Origin of the sequence: Microvirga soli, from assembly GCF_016734765.1 — a bacterium.
Taxonomy (GTDB): domain Bacteria; phylum Pseudomonadota; class Alphaproteobacteria; order Rhizobiales; family Beijerinckiaceae; genus Microvirga; species Microvirga soli.
Genome location: NZ_JAERQE010000016.1, coordinates 49,556 through 63,366, shown reverse-complemented (window position 1 = coordinate 63,366; position 13,811 = coordinate 49,556). Strand labels below are relative to the sequence as shown.

Annotated in this window: 15 protein-coding genes; 7 read left to right on the top strand and 8 right to left on the bottom strand. The window is 64.0% G+C overall.

The annotated features are described in order from the left end of the window. Positions 1–153: 153 nt before the first annotated feature. The 4 genes from rplT to JKL45_RS15205 all read right to left on the bottom strand — a co-directional run bounded on the left by rplT (position 154) and on the right by JKL45_RS15205 (position 2,916). Positions 154–522, bottom strand: coding sequence for a 50S ribosomal protein L20 (gene rplT / locus JKL45_RS15220; RefSeq protein WP_190843054.1), 369 nt, complete (start codon positions 520–522; stop codon positions 154–156). A 42-nt stretch (positions 523–564) separates the two neighbouring features. Continuing rightward, positions 565–765: a 50S ribosomal protein L35 gene (gene rpmI / locus JKL45_RS15215; RefSeq protein ID WP_036356568.1), complete on the bottom strand. Its 201-nt coding sequence runs from the start codon at positions 763–765 to the stop codon at positions 565–567. Between the two features lie 279 nt (positions 766–1,044). Then, positions 1,045–1,566, bottom strand: a complete 522-nt coding sequence (gene infC, locus JKL45_RS15210; protein ID WP_246498560.1) for a translation initiation factor IF-3 — start codon at positions 1,564–1,566, stop codon at positions 1,045–1,047. A 135-nt stretch (positions 1,567–1,701) separates the two neighbouring features. Continuing rightward, complete coding sequence (locus JKL45_RS15205; RefSeq protein WP_201862282.1) at positions 1,702–2,916, bottom strand: glycosyltransferase family 4 protein; 1,215 nt, start codon at positions 2,914–2,916, stop codon at positions 1,702–1,704. Between the two features lie 112 nt (positions 2,917–3,028). On the opposite strand from JKL45_RS15205, the gene JKL45_RS15200 reads away from it, so the two are divergent. Further along, complete coding sequence (locus JKL45_RS15200; RefSeq protein ID WP_201862280.1) at positions 3,029–3,784, top strand: alpha/beta hydrolase; 756 nt, start codon at positions 3,029–3,031, stop codon at positions 3,782–3,784. A 19-nt stretch (positions 3,785–3,803) separates the two neighbouring features. On the opposite strand, the gene JKL45_RS15195 is transcribed toward JKL45_RS15200, so the two are convergent. The 3 genes from JKL45_RS15195 to argH form a co-directional block, all read right to left on the bottom strand. Then, a complete protein-coding gene (locus JKL45_RS15195; protein WP_201862277.1) occupies positions 3,804–4,070 on the bottom strand; it encodes a BQ00720 family protein in 267 nt (88 codons plus the stop codon). Between the two features lie 25 nt (positions 4,071–4,095). Further along, on the bottom strand, positions 4,096–4,530 hold the full coding sequence (locus tag JKL45_RS15190; protein WP_201862276.1) for an Hsp20 family protein: 435 nt from the start codon (positions 4,528–4,530) through the stop codon (positions 4,096–4,098). A 177-nt stretch (positions 4,531–4,707) separates the two neighbouring features. Next, positions 4,708–6,108, bottom strand: a complete 1,401-nt coding sequence (gene argH, locus JKL45_RS15185; protein WP_376771037.1) for an argininosuccinate lyase — start codon at positions 6,106–6,108, stop codon at positions 4,708–4,710. Between the two features lie 205 nt (positions 6,109–6,313). On the opposite strand from argH, the gene JKL45_RS15180 reads away from it, so the two are divergent. The 6 genes from JKL45_RS15180 to JKL45_RS15155 are packed head-to-tail and all read left to right on the top strand — an operon-like array spanning position 6,314 to position 12,647. Beyond that, a complete protein-coding gene (locus JKL45_RS15180) occupies positions 6,314–7,909 on the top strand; it encodes an ABC transporter substrate-binding protein (protein ID WP_201862271.1) in 1,596 nt (531 codons plus the stop codon). A gap of 7 nt (positions 7,910–7,916) precedes the next feature. Beyond that, positions 7,917–8,975, top strand: coding sequence for an ABC transporter permease (locus JKL45_RS15175; RefSeq protein WP_201862270.1), 1,059 nt, complete (start codon positions 7,917–7,919; stop codon positions 8,973–8,975). Continuing rightward, on the top strand, positions 8,975–9,913 hold the full coding sequence (locus JKL45_RS15170) for an ABC transporter permease (RefSeq protein WP_201862269.1): 939 nt from the start codon (positions 8,975–8,977) through the stop codon (positions 9,911–9,913). Before JKL45_RS15175 ends, JKL45_RS15170 begins: the two co-directional genes overlap by 1 nt. After that, on the top strand, positions 9,910–10,746 hold the full coding sequence (locus JKL45_RS15165) for an ABC transporter ATP-binding protein (RefSeq protein ID WP_201862268.1): 837 nt from the start codon (positions 9,910–9,912) through the stop codon (positions 10,744–10,746). Before JKL45_RS15170 ends, JKL45_RS15165 begins: the two co-directional genes overlap by 4 nt. Before the next feature lie 15 nt (positions 10,747–10,761). Then, positions 10,762–11,541 (top strand): ABC transporter ATP-binding protein, encoded by a 780-nt coding sequence (locus JKL45_RS15160; protein ID WP_201862267.1) that lies wholly within the window; start codon positions 10,762–10,764, stop codon positions 11,539–11,541. A 38-nt stretch (positions 11,542–11,579) separates the two neighbouring features. Next, positions 11,580–12,647, top strand: a complete 1,068-nt coding sequence (locus JKL45_RS15155; RefSeq protein ID WP_201862266.1) for a dipeptidase — start codon at positions 11,580–11,582, stop codon at positions 12,645–12,647. A gap of 324 nt (positions 12,648–12,971) precedes the next feature. Here the strand turns inward: JKL45_RS15155 and JKL45_RS15150 are convergent, their stop codons facing one another. Next, the gene (locus JKL45_RS15150; protein WP_201862265.1) at positions 12,972–13,811 is read right to left on the bottom strand and encodes an ABC transporter permease; all 840 of its coding nucleotides are present in this window, start codon (positions 13,809–13,811) and stop codon (positions 12,972–12,974) included.

Here is a 13,811-nt window from a genome sequence, read left to right as displayed (position 1 = left end):
AGTGAGGCGCGGCGCGGGAACCGTCAAGTCGTCCGAGCCGCGAATTGGCTACCGACAGCTCATTCAGCCGTCAGCGCGGGTGGTCTCGGAGAAGGGGGAGTAAGGCGGTGCGGCTGAACGAGCCAGCCGCACCGAAAGCTTAGTCTATCCGGCTTAGGCGGCCTGCTGCGGCAGGGCGGCCTTGGCGCGCTCCACGTAAGCGGCGAAAGCCGCCGGCTCGTGGATGGCCAGCTCGGACAGGACCTTGCGATCGACCTCGATCCCAGCCTTGCCGAGACCGTCGATAAATCGGGAATAGGTCATGTCGTGCATGCGGACAGCAGCGTTGAGGCGCTGGATCCAGAGAGCGCGGAAGGTGCGCTTCTTGTTGCGACGATCGCGCGTCGCATATTGCATGCTCTTCTCGACCGCCTGCTTGGCAATGCGGATCGTGTTCTTGCGGCGGCCGTAGAAGCCCTTGGCTGCCTTGAAAACCTTCTTGTGCTTGGCGTGGGATGTTACGCCACGTTTGACGCGGGCCATTTAAAAAACTCCTTCAAAATCCGGGATGTGGGAAGAACCGTCTCAGCCGTTCGGCAGGAAGTACTTCTTCACGTTGTAGGCATCGCCTTCGAACATGGTGGTGGTGCCGCGCAGATTACGGATCTGCTTGTTCGACCGCTTGATCATCCCGTGGCGCTTGCCGGCCTGGGCGTAAACGACCTTGCCGGTGCCAGTGATCTTGAAGCGCTTTTTCGCGCCCGACTTCGTCTTCAGCTTGGGCATTTGGCTCTCCTTGGGTCAGGCCTCAAAAGCGGCTTAGAACCGCCCTTCGACCTTTTCATTGCTGCATTGAGCAAAACAAACCGCCACGGCAGCCCTAACAGCCGGGCGGTTCGATGAAGGCGGCCTTATGACAGAAGGCCGCTCAAAAAGCAATGGCCGCCGGTGCCCCGACGGCCATGAATTTCCTGCTTAGAGAAACACCTTAGAGCATCGCATCGTGTGGACCGGAAAACCGGGTCCACTTTTCGCTGACGCGGCCCTCTGGGTCCGCACGATACGCTAGCGCGGCGCCAGAACCATGACGACCTGGCGGCCCTCGAAGTTCGGCTCCATCTCGACCTTGGCGATATCGCCCACGTCGGCCTTGACCCGGTCCAGAACCTTCAGGCCGAGGGACTGGTGCGCCATTTCGCGACCGCGGAAGCGCAAGGTGACCTTCACCTTGTTGCCTTCCTCGAAGAAGCCCTTCATCGCCTTCATCTTGACCCCGTAATCGTGGTCATCGATGCCGGGACGCAGCTTGATTTCCTTGACCTCGACCGTCTTCTGCTTCTTGCGCGCCTCGGCGGCCTTCTTCTGCTCCAGGAAGCGAAATTTGCCGTAATCGAGGATCTTGCAGACGGGAGGGGTTGCATTCGGCGAGATCTCCACGAGATCGAGGCCCGCGTCTTCGGCAACCTTCAGGGCATCGAAGAAGGGCACGACACCCCGGTTCTGCCCCGTATCGTCGATCAGCTGCACTTCGCGAACACCGCGAATGTCTCGGTTGGCGCGCGGTCCGTCCTTTTGCGGCACCGGCATGGCTCTCATTGGTCTGCGAATGGCTCGTATCTCCTGTTAAGGGCTAGGTTGAGGATCGGAGATCCAGAGGATCCCTGCTGTGCATGCTCAGCCTTGCCGCGAATGATTCGACATTTCGCGCAAACGCGCGGGAAGTCAACTTGTTCTATGGCTAAAACGGCCCTCCAGGAGGGCGGAATAAACATCCAAGGTGCCAACAATCATGCGTTCGAGCGAGAAATGACGCTCTACATGAGACCTGGCCCTGGCACCAAGGGCGATTCTCGCACTGGCCCCCAGTCCCAACGCAGCGCCGACCGCCTCGGCCAGTGCATCGGCATCGCCGGCCGGGATGCGCCACCCCGTCCGCTCGTGCGGCGGCACGGCCGGCGGGGACAAAACCGTCTCCGGCACGGCACCGAGATCCGAGACCACGACCGGCGTGCCCATGGCCTGCGCCTCCACGGCCGAGCGGCCGAAGGCCTCGGGCTCGGTGGACGGCACGGTCACGACGGAAGCCGCCAGGAAGGCAGCCGGCATGTCGGTGCAATGGCCGACCCGACGCACGATGCCCTTCAGCTTCTTGGCCTCGATCAGGCTGTCGAGATCCTTCACATACGAATCCCGCCCCTGCGGGTCGCCGGCCAGGATGTAGGCGACATCGGTCAGTCCTGCATCGCGCAGCCTGGCGGCCGCCTCGATCAGCACCTTCTGTCCCTTCCAGCCCGTCAGGCGGGCGGCGAGCAGCACCACCCGCTCATGGGGCGCCACCTCCCAGGCCTTGCGCAGGGCCTCGATCCGCTCCGGGGCCACCGCGTGGGGGGAGAAGACCGAGAAGTCCGTGCCCCGGTGGAGCACCCGGATGCGCTCGCCCGCCTGGGGATAGACCGAGCGGATCAGCTCGCCCGTGTAGTGGGAGTTGGCAATGACCGCGTCGCCGCGGGCCATTACCGAGTTATAGAGGACTTTCACCGACGAGCGGCCGGAATAGCTGCCGTGATAGGTGGTGACGAACGGGATGTTGAGGGAGCGCGCAGCGCCTAAGCCCACCCAGGCCGGAGCCCGCGAGCGGGCATGAACCAGGGCAACCCGCTCGTCGTGGCAGATCCGGGCGAGCTTGCGCACGTTGAGCAGCATGGAGAACGGGTTCTTGGACGCCGCCGGAAAGGGAATCCAGATGCCGCCCTTGGTCTGGAGCTCGCCCACCAGCCGGCCGCCCTCGGTCGCGACCAGCGCCCGCGCGCCGGCATGAACCAGCCCCTCGGCGATGTCGACGGTGGTGCGCTCGGCCCCTCCCGCCTCCAGTTCGGGGACGATCTGAAGAATGGTCCGGCCCGCCAGCGGGTGCACGTGGGAGGACGGAAATGCCATCCCTCCGCCGGGTCGCGATGAAAAACTCACAGAAGTCAGAGCCTTCTCAAAAGAATCGTCCGAAAGAATCGTTTATGAGGCTTGCTTCAAAGCAGTTGAGGATGAGTTAACCATGCCGCAAAGCGTCACGGTCGGCCAGGATGCCCGCTCCATCGCCATTCTCGCCCGGGAGGGCAAGGGCCCACCCGTAGTGTGGCTTGGCGGCTTCAAGTCGGACATGCGGGCCACCAAGGCCACCGCACTCGACGACTGGGCAGAGGCGAACGGCCGCGCCTTCGTGCGCTTCGATTACAGCGGCCATGGGGAATCCGGCGGCGCCTTCGAGGACGGCACGATCTCCCGCTGGCTGGAAGACGCGCTCGCCGTGATCGAGCGCCATGTGCGGGAGCGGCCGATCCTCGTCGGCTCCTCCATGGGCGGCTGGATCAGCCTGCTGGCAGCGCGCCATCTCATCACGACGCGGCCGGATCTCGCCCCTGTGGGCATGGTGCTCATTGCGCCTGCCGTGGACATGACCGAGCGGCTGATGTGGGGGCGCTTTCCCGAAGATCTGAGGCGGAGCGTCCAGGAGACCGGGGTCTACCACCGCCCTTCCGCCTATTCCGACGCCCCCTACCCCATTACCCTCAACCTGATCGAGGACGGACGCCGCCATCTGCTTCTCGACCGGCCGATCCAGACCGGCTGCCCGGTCCATATCCTGCAGGGGATGGAGGATCCGGACGTCCCCTGGAGCCATGCGCTTGAGCTGGTGGAGCACCTGCCGGGAGACAGCGTCTCGCTGACGCTGATCAAGGACGGCGATCACCGACTGTCCCGGCCTGAGGACATCGAGCGGCTGATCGCGGCAGTGGCGGCGATCGCTTAAGAGAGGAGAGGTGGTGAGCCTAGTGCAGGCTCACCATCGTCAGGTCATGCGCCCAGGCATTGGCCACGGCGGCATCGTGGTTGTCGGTCAGCAGGATGGGCTCGCCGCTGGCGGACAGGAGCGCGAACAGCCGCATGCCGGGCTGGAGCTTGGGAGCCTGGGGAAACAGCCGGGCGACCTCATCGGACTCGATCGGCTTCACATAGGCCATCTGGCCCAAGCCCAGGGAGGCGAGCTCGGACATGTCGAGCACCGGCTCGTGATGGTTCTTGATCTCGAAGTTCATGGACATCTCCTTGTTGCGGATGCCGTCACACCTTGTCCGGGGCGCTGATGTCGATCTTGCGGACGATCCGCTCCGGCTCGGGCCGGACCAGATCGATCGACAACAGCCCGTTGGACAAGTCCGCGCCCATGACCTCCATGCCGTCGACAAGGAGGAAGGTGCGCTGGAACTGACGGGCGGCGATGCCGCGATGGAGGAAGTGCCTTGTCTTGTCGTCGGACTGGCGTCCCCTGATGACGAGCTGGCTCTCCTCCAAGGTCACCTCCAGCTGATCCCGGGTGAAACCGGCAACGGCCAGGGTGATGCGGAGCCGCTCGGGGGCGCTTTCCGTGCGAGCCAGGCGCTCGATGTTATAGGGCGGATAACCGTCCCCTGCAGCTTTGGCGACCCGATCAAGCGCCTGCTCGATCTCGTCGAAGCCTAACAGAAACGGATGCCCGAAGGGCGACTGACGCGACATATTCGAAGCCCAAGGTTAGAGGCACTTCGGTTGGCTTTGAGCCCGCTCATGCGGCACTCAAGTGGCCCGGAACCGGGCCGCTGTCAGCAATATGGATACGGCGCCCTGCCGTATCAAGACCCCGGCCAAGCCACGCCGGCAGGGGTCAAATCTCAAGGTAAACGCGGCGTTTCGAGCTCAGACGCGCTCGCGCCACCAGGCGACCTGCTCGGCGACCCGGACCGGGGACGTGCCGCCGAAGCTCGTCCGGGAACGGACGGAGTTCTCGACGCCCAGCACGTCATAGATGCCCTGGTGGATCTTGGGCTCGACCGCCTGCATAGCTTCGAGCGGCAGTTCCTCCAGGGTGCAGCCGCGGCTCTCCGCCTCGGACACGATGCGCCCGGTGATGTGGTGGGCATCGCGGAAGGGGATGTTGAGGCTGCGCACGAGCCAGTCGGCGAGATCCGTCGCCGTGGAGAAGCCCGCTCCGGCCACTGCCGCCATGCGCTCCGGCACCGGCTCCAGGTCCCGGATCATGCCGGTCGTGGCCGCGAGGACGAGCTCGATGGTGTCGGCCGCGTCGAAGACCTGCTCCTTGTCCTCCTGCATGTCTTTGGAATAGGCGAGCGGCAGGCCCTTCATGACGGTAAGCAGGGAGACCAGGGAGCCGATGACGCGGCCGGTCTTGCCCCGCACCAACTCGGCGGCGTCCGGGTTGCGCTTCTGCGGCATCATGCTGGACCCGGTGGTCCAGCGGTCCGGCAGGCGCACGAAGCCGAACGGAGCTGACATCCAGATGATAACTTCTTCCGCAAGACGTGACAGGTGCACGGCGCAGATGGAGGCGGCGGCCATGAACTCGAGCAGGCTGTCGCGATCCGACACCGTGTCTAGCGAGTTGCGGGTCGGGCCATCGAAGCCCATCGCCTTAGCGGTCATGTGCCGGTCGATGGGAAAGGACGTGCCGGCAAGGGCGCCAGCCCCCAGGGGGCACTCGTTCAGGCGCTTGCGGGAATCGCGGATGCGGCTGCGGTCGCGGCCGAACATCTCCACATAGGCCATCAGGTGGTGCCCGAAGGTCACCGGCTGGGCGCTCTGGAGATGGGTGAAGCCGGGCATCACCGTACTGGCATGGACCTCGGCCTTTTCGAGGAGCGCCTTGATCAGGCTGGTGAGTTGCTCGTCGGTCCGGTCATGGGCCTCGCGCATCCAGAGGCGGATATCAACGGCGACCTGGTCGTTGCGGCTGCGGGCCGTATGCAGGCGGGCCGCCGGGTCGCCGACGATCTCGCGCAGGCGGCTCTCCACATTCATGTGGATGTCTTCGAGCGCCGTGGAGAAGGTGAAGGAGCCGGACTCGATCTCGCCCAGCACCCGCTGGAGCCCCTGGTGGATGGCGTCCCGGTCGCTCTCGGCGATGATCCCTTGTTTCGCCAGCATGGTGCTGTGGGCAATCGAGCCTTGGATATCCTGGGAGGCCAGTCGCTTGTCGAAGTCGATGGAGGCGTTGATGGCTTCCATGAGAGCGCTGGGCGAGGACGAGAACCGTCCGCCCCACATGGTGTTGGCGCCGGGTTTTTTGGCTTCTTCAGACACGGGCTTCATCCGATCAAGAAAGGTCGGGCAGCCTTTGCCACATTTTCCCCCTCCAAGCCAACCTGAAGCTCCCCTGCTCGGCCTTTGGGCATGCTGCACAAGGTTTACCAGTTGGTAACCAGTTAGTAGACTCGACAGAACCTGTGTGATTTGCATTCATACGGGCGCACAAGAAGCGCACCCAGCGTTGCGAGGGAACTGGCCTATGAGAACATTACCGAAATTTATCCTATCCGCCGCCATGGTCACCGTGATGGCGACCTCCTTCTCTGCCGTACAGGCAGCCACGCCAGCTGACACTCTGGTCCAGGCCTGGCAGATGGACGATATCATCTCGCTCGACCCCGCCGAGATCTTCGAGCTGAGCGCGTCCGAGATCAACGGCAACACCTATGAGCGCCTGATCACCTACGACATCAAGGATGTCTCGAAGATCTCCGGCCAAGTCGCCGAGTCCTGGACGGTCTCGCCGGACGGCAAGACCTACACGTTCAAGATCAAGCCGAACAAGAAGTTCGCCTCCGGCAGCAACATCACGGCCGAGGATGTAGTCTACTCGCTCCACCGCGCCGTGTCGCTCGACAAGTCCCCGGCTTTCATCCTGGGCCAGTTCGGCTTCACGAAGGACAACGTGAAGGACAAGATCAAGCAGACGGGGCCGCTCGAGCTCACGATCGAGGTCGACAAGCCCTATGCTCCGACCCTGGTTCTCTACTGCCTTGGCAACTCGGTCGCCTCGATCGTGGAGAAGAAGGTTCTCGTCCAGAACGAGAAGGACGGCGACTGGGGCTATAACTGGCTCAAGACCAAGTATGCCGGCTCGGGCCCGTATATCATGCGCGATTGGAAGGCCAACGAGGTCCTCGTCCTCGAGCGCAATCCCCACTACGAGAAGCCGACACCTCTCGCCCGCATCATCTACCGCCACATCAAGGAAACCGCGAGCCAGCGCCTTCTGCTCGAGAAGGGCGACATCGACGTGGCCCGCAGCCTGAACCCGGAAGAGATCACCGCGATGTCCAAGAGCCCGGACATCAAGGTTCAGAGCGCCCCGAAGGGAACGATCTACTATCTCGGCCTGAACCAGAAGAACCCGAACCTGTCCAAGCCCGAAGTTCGTCTGGCTCTCAAGTACCTCGTGGATTACTCGGCGATTGCCGACACGATCATGAAGTACAAGGGTGAGGTTCACCAGAACTTCCTGCCCAAGGGCTTCCTCGGCGCCGAGACCACAACTCCCTATAAGGTCGATGTCGCTAAGGCGAAGGACCTCCTCGCTAAGGCCGGCCTGAAGGACGGCTTCTCGGTGACCATGGACACGCGCTCGACACCTGAGATCATGGGCGTCGCCCAGGCCATGCAGTCGACCTTCGCCCAGGCCGGCATCAAGCTGGAGATCCTGCCGATGGACTCCAAGCAGGCTCTGACCAAGTACCGCGCCCGCCAGCACGACATCTATATCGGCAACTGGGGCTCGGATTATCAGGACCCGAACTCCAACGCCGACACCTTCGCGGCCAACGACGACAACTCGGATGGCGCAAAGGCGAAGCCCCTCGCTTGGCGCAATGCCTGGGATCCGGGCCCGCTGACCGCCAAGACCCGCGCTGCCGTCATGGAGCGCGACGCCGAGAAGCGCGCTCAGATGTACAAGGAACTGCAGAAGTCGGTTCTCGACGACAGTCCGTTCGTGATCTTCCTGCAGCAGACTGAAGTCGCGGCTGTGCGCAAGAACGTGGACAACTTCGTCCTCGGTCCGTCGTTCAGCGACAACGATATGTCTCAGACAAAGAAGAACTAACACTTCGATGGTTTCAGCAGTCGTGAACCAGGGCGGAGGGCACGCAAGTGCCCTCCGCTCCTCCCTTAGGAACATCGCCCAGTTCGTCATCGTCCTGTTGACGACCCTCCTCGGCCTTGCCGCCGTCACCTTCTTCATCGGGCGCGTCGTGCCCATCGATCCCGTGATCGCCATTGTGGGCGACCGGGCACCTGCGCAGGTTTACGAACGCGTCCGCCAGGAACTCGGCCTCGATCTGCCGATGGCGCAGCAGTTCTGGATCTATCTAAAGAAGGCCGCCACAGGCGATTTCGGCAATTCGGTCCTCACCACCAATCCGGTGCTGACGGACATCGCCAATACGTTTCCCGCGACGCTGGAGCTTGCCACCCTCGGCACCCTGATCGGCGTCATCCTCGGCATCCCGCTCGGCATCCTCGCGGCGGTGAAACGCGGCAGCTTCATCGACCAGTTCGTGCGTGTGCTCGGTCTTGCCGGCTACTCCATCCCGATCTTCTGGCTCGGCCTGATGGGCCTGCTGGTCTTCTATGCCAAGCTCGGCTGGGTGGCTGGACCGGGCCGCATCGACGTGACCTATTCGTATCTCTACACACCGGTCACCAACATCGTGCTCCTCGACACAGCCATGCAGGGTCAGTGGGACGCGTTCTGGGATGCGGTTTCGCACATCATCCTGCCCGCCTGCCTGCTCGGCTATTTTTCGCTGGCCTATATCAGCCGCATGACGCGCTCCTTCATGCTCAACGAGCTTGCGCAGGAGTATGTGATCGCGGCGCGCGTCAAAGGCCTGTCCGAGATGCGCGTGATCTGGCGCCATGCCCTGCGCAACGCGGCCGTTCCCCTGATCACCGTGATCGCCCTGTCCTATGCCAACCTGCTCGAAGGCTCCGTGCTCACCGAGACGATCTTCGCGTGGCCAGGTCTGGGTCAGTACATCACCAATTCGCTGCAGAATGCGGATATGAACGCGGTGCTCGGCGGAACCCTCGTGATCGGAACCGCCTTCGTGCTGCTCAATCTCGTGTCCGACCTGCTCTACCGCTTGCTTGATCCGAGGACACGCTGATGACTGGCGCCCCTCTCCCCCTGGCTTCCGAGCCTGCCGGCATGCGTGCCTGGCTGCTCTCCCCGGAGCCGCATTCCCGCTGGCAGGCGCGCCTCGGCCGCTTCTATCTCGGCTGGCGTTCCTTCTCCCGGAACCCGCTCGCCGTCGTCGGCCTCGGCATCGTCCTCCTGCTGATCCTCGTGGCGATCTTCGCCGACGTCATCGCACCCTATTCGCCGGTCACCGGCGGGGACCTGCGCACTGAGCGTCTCCTGCCGCCGAGCGAGACCTTTTGGCTCGGAACGGACGATCAGGCCCGCGATATCTTCTCACGCATCGTGCACGGCTCCCGCGTCACGCTCTTCATCGTTGTTCTGGTGGCCCTGATCGCAACGCCCATCGGGCTTCTGGTCGGCACCGTCTCCGGCTATCTCGGCGGCTGGGTCGATACGGTCCTGATGCGGACAACCGACATCTTCCTGGCCTTCCCGCGCCTGATCCTGGCGCTCGCCTTCGTGGCGGCGCTGGGTCCCGGCATCGAGAACGCCATCATCGCCATCGCCATCACCTCCTGGCCGCCTTATGCCCGCATCGCGCGCGCCGAGACGCTGATGATCCGCAACAGCGATTTCATCGCGGCCGTGAAGCTCCAGGGCGCGTCTACGCCACGCATCATCCTTGGCCATGTGGTGCCGCTGTGCCTGTCCTCGCTGATCGTGCGCGTGACGCTTGACATGGCCGGCATCATCCTGACGGCGGCGGGCCTCGGCTTCCTCGGCCTTGGGGCGCAGCCGCCGATGCCGGAATGGGGCGCCATGGTGGCCACGGGCCGCAACTACCTCATCGATCAATGGTGGGTCGCCGCCATGCCGGGCATCGCCATCTTCGTGGTGAGCCTCGGCTTCAACCTGCTGGGCGACGGCCTGCGCGACGTTCTCGATCCGAAGGCTGCCAAATGACCAAGCCGCTTCTCGACGTCGAGGACCTGCGCGTCCGCTTTCATCTGCGCACCGGCACCGTGGAAGCGGTGCGCGGCGTGTCCTTCCAGCTCGGCCGCGAACGCCTCGGTATCGTGGGCGAGTCCGGCTCCGGCAAGTCTCAGACGGGCCGCGCCATCCTCGGCCTCACCCCGCCGCCCGGCGAGGTGACGGCCAAGCGCCTCGCCTTCGACGGCATTGACCTGCAGAAAGCCTCGAAGCGCACCCTGCGCACCTTGCGCGGCGGGCGCATCAGCATGGTCATGCAGGATCCGAAGTATTCGCTCAATCCGGTCATGACCATCGGCGAGCAGATCATCGAGGCCTATCAGGCCCATGTGAAGGCCGGCAAGGCGGAGGCCCGCGACAGGGCACTCGCCATGCTGGAAGCCGTGAAGATGCGTGACCCCGGCCGTGTGTTCTCCCTCTACCCGCACGAGGTCTCCGGCGGCATGGGGCAGCGCGCCATGATCGCCATGATGCTCGTGACAGAGCCCGACCTGCTCATCGCCGACGAACCCACCTCGGCTCTCGACGTGACAGTCTCGATGGAAGTGCTGCGCATTCTCGACGAGCTCGTGTCGGAACGCGGCATGGGCCTCATCTTCATCTCACACGATCTCAAGCTCGTCTCCTCTTTCTGCGACCGGGTGCTGGTGATGTATGCCGGCCGTGTCGTCGAAGAGCTGGAAGCGAAGAACCTGCGCGACGCGCAGCACCCATACACCCAGGGGCTGATGCGCTGCCTGCCGACGCTGGCGAATGACGTTCGCCCGCTACCCACCCTGAACCGCGATCCCGCATGGGCATTGTGACAGGCGACAGAACCGATGCTTGATATTCAGAACCTCAACGTTGTCTTCGGCACGGGCCGCCTCAGGGTCGACGCAGTCAAGAACGTGAGCTTCCACGTGGAGCCCGGAGCCGCTTACGGCCTCGTGGGTGAATCCGGGTCCGGCAAGTCCACGGTGCTGCGCGCCATCTGCGGCCTCGCGCCGATCACCAGCGGGCGCGTTGTCGTGGAGGGGAAGGAAGTCACCTCGCCGCGCAGCAAGGCCTTCTACCGCACCGCGCAGATGGTGTTTCAGGACCCCTACGCCTCGCTGCACCCGCGCCACACGGTGGACCGCACGCTGTCCGAGCCTCTCGCGATCCATGGCGAGAAGGACGCGGAGGCGCGCATTCTGCAGGCCCTGCGGGAGGTAGGCCTCGGCCCGTCCTTCCGCTTCCGCTATCCGCACCAGCTCTCCGGCGGCCAGCGCCAGCGCATCGCCATCGCCCGCGCGCTGATCCTGCGCCCGAAGGTGCTGCTCCTCGACGAGCCGACCTCGGCCCTCGATGCCTCCGTGCAGGCAGAGATCCTGAACCTCCTCGACGACCTGCGCCGGAGACTCGGCCTGACCTATATCCTGGTCAGCCATGACCTCGCCGTCGTAGCCCATCTGTGCGAGCGCCTGCTGGTCATGCAGCATGGCGAAGCCGTCGAGGAGACAACCTCTGCTGCCCTGCGCTCGGGCGTGGCCACGAACGACTATACGCAGTCGCTGATCCAGGCGAGCCAGGGCTTCACGCGGGTTGCCCCGCAACCGCTCCAGGCTCCTGCCGCCTAAGTACGCATTTTTCCCGCCACCCATTTTGATGTGAAACGATGTCCAGCTCTCCTTTGATGCCTGTCTTCGACGGCCACAACGACGTGCTGCTGCGCCTCATGCGCGGCAAGATCCAGCCCGAGCAGGCTTTTCTCGAAGGGGACAATATCGGCCATCTCGATTGGCCGCGCATGAAGCAGGGCGGCTTTGTCGGCGGGTTCTTCGCCGTCTACGTGCCGTCCGAGAGCGCGAATATCGACGTGGATGAGCTGATGGCTCAAGCGCAGTACGATGTTCCCCTCTCCTCGCCGCTTCCGCTGCCGACGAGCCAGCAGGTGACGGCGCACATGGCCGCGCTGCTCATCCGCATCGAGCGCGCCTCGAAAGGCGAGGTGAAGATCTGCCGTACAGCGGCCGACATCCGCCACTGCATCGATGCGGGCAAGCTCGCGGCGATCCTGCATATCGAGGGTGCTGAGGGAATCGACCCCGATCTCTATATGCTCGACGTGCTCTACGAGAGCGGCCTGCGCTCAATCGGCCCCGTCTGGAGCCGCCCGAACATCTTCGGCCATGGCGTGCCGTTCCGCTATCCCTCGACGCCGGACACAGGTCCCGGCCTCACCGATTGCGGCATCGAGCTAGTGCGCGCCTGCAACCGCCTCAAGATCATGATCGATCTCTCGCACCTGAACGAGAAGGGTTTCTGGGACGTGGCGCGGCTCTCCGATGCGCCGCTCGTCGCGACCCACTCCAATGCCTGGGAGATCTGCCGGCATTCGCGCAACCTGACCGACAAGCAGCTCGGCGCCATCCGCGAGAGCCGTGGCATGGTGGGCGTGAACTTCGCCACCTCGTTCATTCGCCCCGACGGCATGCGCAACGACGACACGCCCCTGGAGGAGATGATCCGCCATATGGATCACCTGATCGAGCATGTGGGTGTGGACGGCGTCGGCCTCGGCTCCGACTTCGACGGCGCGACGATTCCGGCCGAGATCGGCGACGTGCGCGGCCTGCCCCGCCTCGTCGATACCATGCGCCGCCACGGCTACGACGAGGCGACCCTGCGCAAGCTCTGCTACGAGAACTGGGTGAACGTTCTGGAGCGCACCTGGGGGCGGTGAGGCTGTTAAGCAGCACATCCCCTCTAGGGTCATCCCGGACGCCGCAGGCGATCCGGGATCGTGCGCAGAACCGGGCACTGGAACCTCGACACTGTCATCCCCGCGCAGGCGGGGATCCATAAACACGACATTTCATCACCGAACGAGGAGTGTCGCGCCTCGTTCTGCATCGTCAGCGGCTATGGATCCCGGGCTCCGCTTACGCGGCTCCGGGATGACAGTGCTGGACTGGTTTGAACGATCCCGGATCGGCATTCGCCGTCCGGGATGACACCTTAACATCTTCATAGCCGGCACAAGGACGGTGATGCCAAAGGCGGTGACCTACCGCTCCGCCTTCGAGGTCAGTGCAAACACGCTCGCAATGCCGCCGACGCCGAGCATGAGCAGCAGGCTCACCGCGTTGATCGCCGGCGATGCGCCCTCGCGCATCTGTCCGTACATGGTGATCGGCAGCGGCGCCACGGAACCCACCAGCATCAGGGTCGTGTTGAAGTTCTCGAACGACATCAGCAGCGCCACGAGGCCTGCCCCGATGAGGGCGGGTTTCAGGAAAGGCAGCGTCACGGTTCGCAGCACGCGCGCACGGCTGGCGCCGAGATCGAAGGCGGCTTCCTCCAGCGACCGGTCGAACTTGCGCAGGCGTGCGGCGATGATGAGCGTCGCGATGGTCAGGATGAAGGAGAGCTGGCCCAGCACCACGAGCGGCAGGCCGGGGCGCAGGAAGTCGAGATCGGTCTGAAGCCAGTCTTCAAGCCCATTCGCCACGCGCGAGAAGAAGGCCAGGATCGAGATGCCGAGCACCACGCCGGGGATGACCAGCGGCCACAGCATCATCATGGCCACGAATGTCTTGCCGCGAAACTCGGCCCGCTCCAGCACCCAGGCGTTCACCGTACCGAGCAGAACGGCGAGCAGCGCCACGGGAATCGCAACCCTGAAGCTGTTGCCGATGCTCTCGAGCCAAATCGGGTCCACCAGCACACCCGGCTTGCCGGCAATAGAGCCGGAGCCGGTGAACCATTCCAGCGTGAAGCCGCGCCACGGCGGCGACGGGAACGGGCTCGCGTTGAAGGCGAAGACCGCCACGACCAGAAGCGGCGCGAACAGGAAGAGATAGAACGCCCCGATGTAGAGCTTCCAGGTGAGAGACGGACGGTTCAT

What these genes read in the sequence shown, in the direction of transcription:
- JKL45_RS15170 (WP_201862269.1), top strand. Translation starts at nt 8,975, where the DNA reads ATGACTGGCGCCCCTCTCCCCCTGGCTTCCGAGCCTGCCGGCATGCGT.
- JKL45_RS15175 (WP_201862270.1), top strand. Translation starts at nt 7,917, where the DNA reads ATGGTTTCAGCAGTCGTGAACCAGGGCGGAGGGCACGCAAGTGCCCTC.
- JKL45_RS15155 (WP_201862266.1), top strand. Translation starts at nt 11,580, where the DNA reads ATGTCCAGCTCTCCTTTGATGCCTGTCTTCGACGGCCACAACGACGTG.
- JKL45_RS15150 (WP_201862265.1), bottom strand. Translation starts at nt 13,811, where the DNA reads ATGAACCGTCCGTCTCTCACCTGGAAGCTCTACATCGGGGCGTTCTAT.
- JKL45_RS15200 (WP_201862280.1), top strand. Translation starts at nt 3,029, where the DNA reads ATGCCGCAAAGCGTCACGGTCGGCCAGGATGCCCGCTCCATCGCCATT.
- rpmI (WP_036356568.1), bottom strand. Translation starts at nt 765, where the DNA reads ATGCCCAAGCTGAAGACGAAGTCGGGCGCGAAAAAGCGCTTCAAGATC.
- JKL45_RS15190 (WP_201862276.1), bottom strand. Translation starts at nt 4,530, where the DNA reads ATGTCGCGTCAGTCGCCCTTCGGGCATCCGTTTCTGTTAGGCTTCGAC.
- rplT (WP_190843054.1), bottom strand. Translation starts at nt 522, where the DNA reads ATGGCCCGCGTCAAACGTGGCGTAACATCCCACGCCAAGCACAAGAAG.
- JKL45_RS15195 (WP_201862277.1), bottom strand. Translation starts at nt 4,070, where the DNA reads ATGAACTTCGAGATCAAGAACCATCACGAGCCGGTGCTCGACATGTCC.
- JKL45_RS15205 (WP_201862282.1), bottom strand. Translation starts at nt 2,916, where the DNA reads ATGGCATTTCCGTCCTCCCACGTGCACCCGCTGGCGGGCCGGACCATT.
- JKL45_RS15180 (WP_201862271.1), top strand. Translation starts at nt 6,314, where the DNA reads ATGAGAACATTACCGAAATTTATCCTATCCGCCGCCATGGTCACCGTG.
- JKL45_RS15165 (WP_201862268.1), top strand. Translation starts at nt 9,910, where the DNA reads ATGACCAAGCCGCTTCTCGACGTCGAGGACCTGCGCGTCCGCTTTCAT.
- JKL45_RS15160 (WP_201862267.1), top strand. Translation starts at nt 10,762, where the DNA reads ATGCTTGATATTCAGAACCTCAACGTTGTCTTCGGCACGGGCCGCCTC.
- infC (WP_246498560.1), bottom strand. Translation starts at nt 1,566, where the DNA reads ATGCCGGTGCCGCAAAAGGACGGACCGCGCGCCAACCGAGACATTCGC.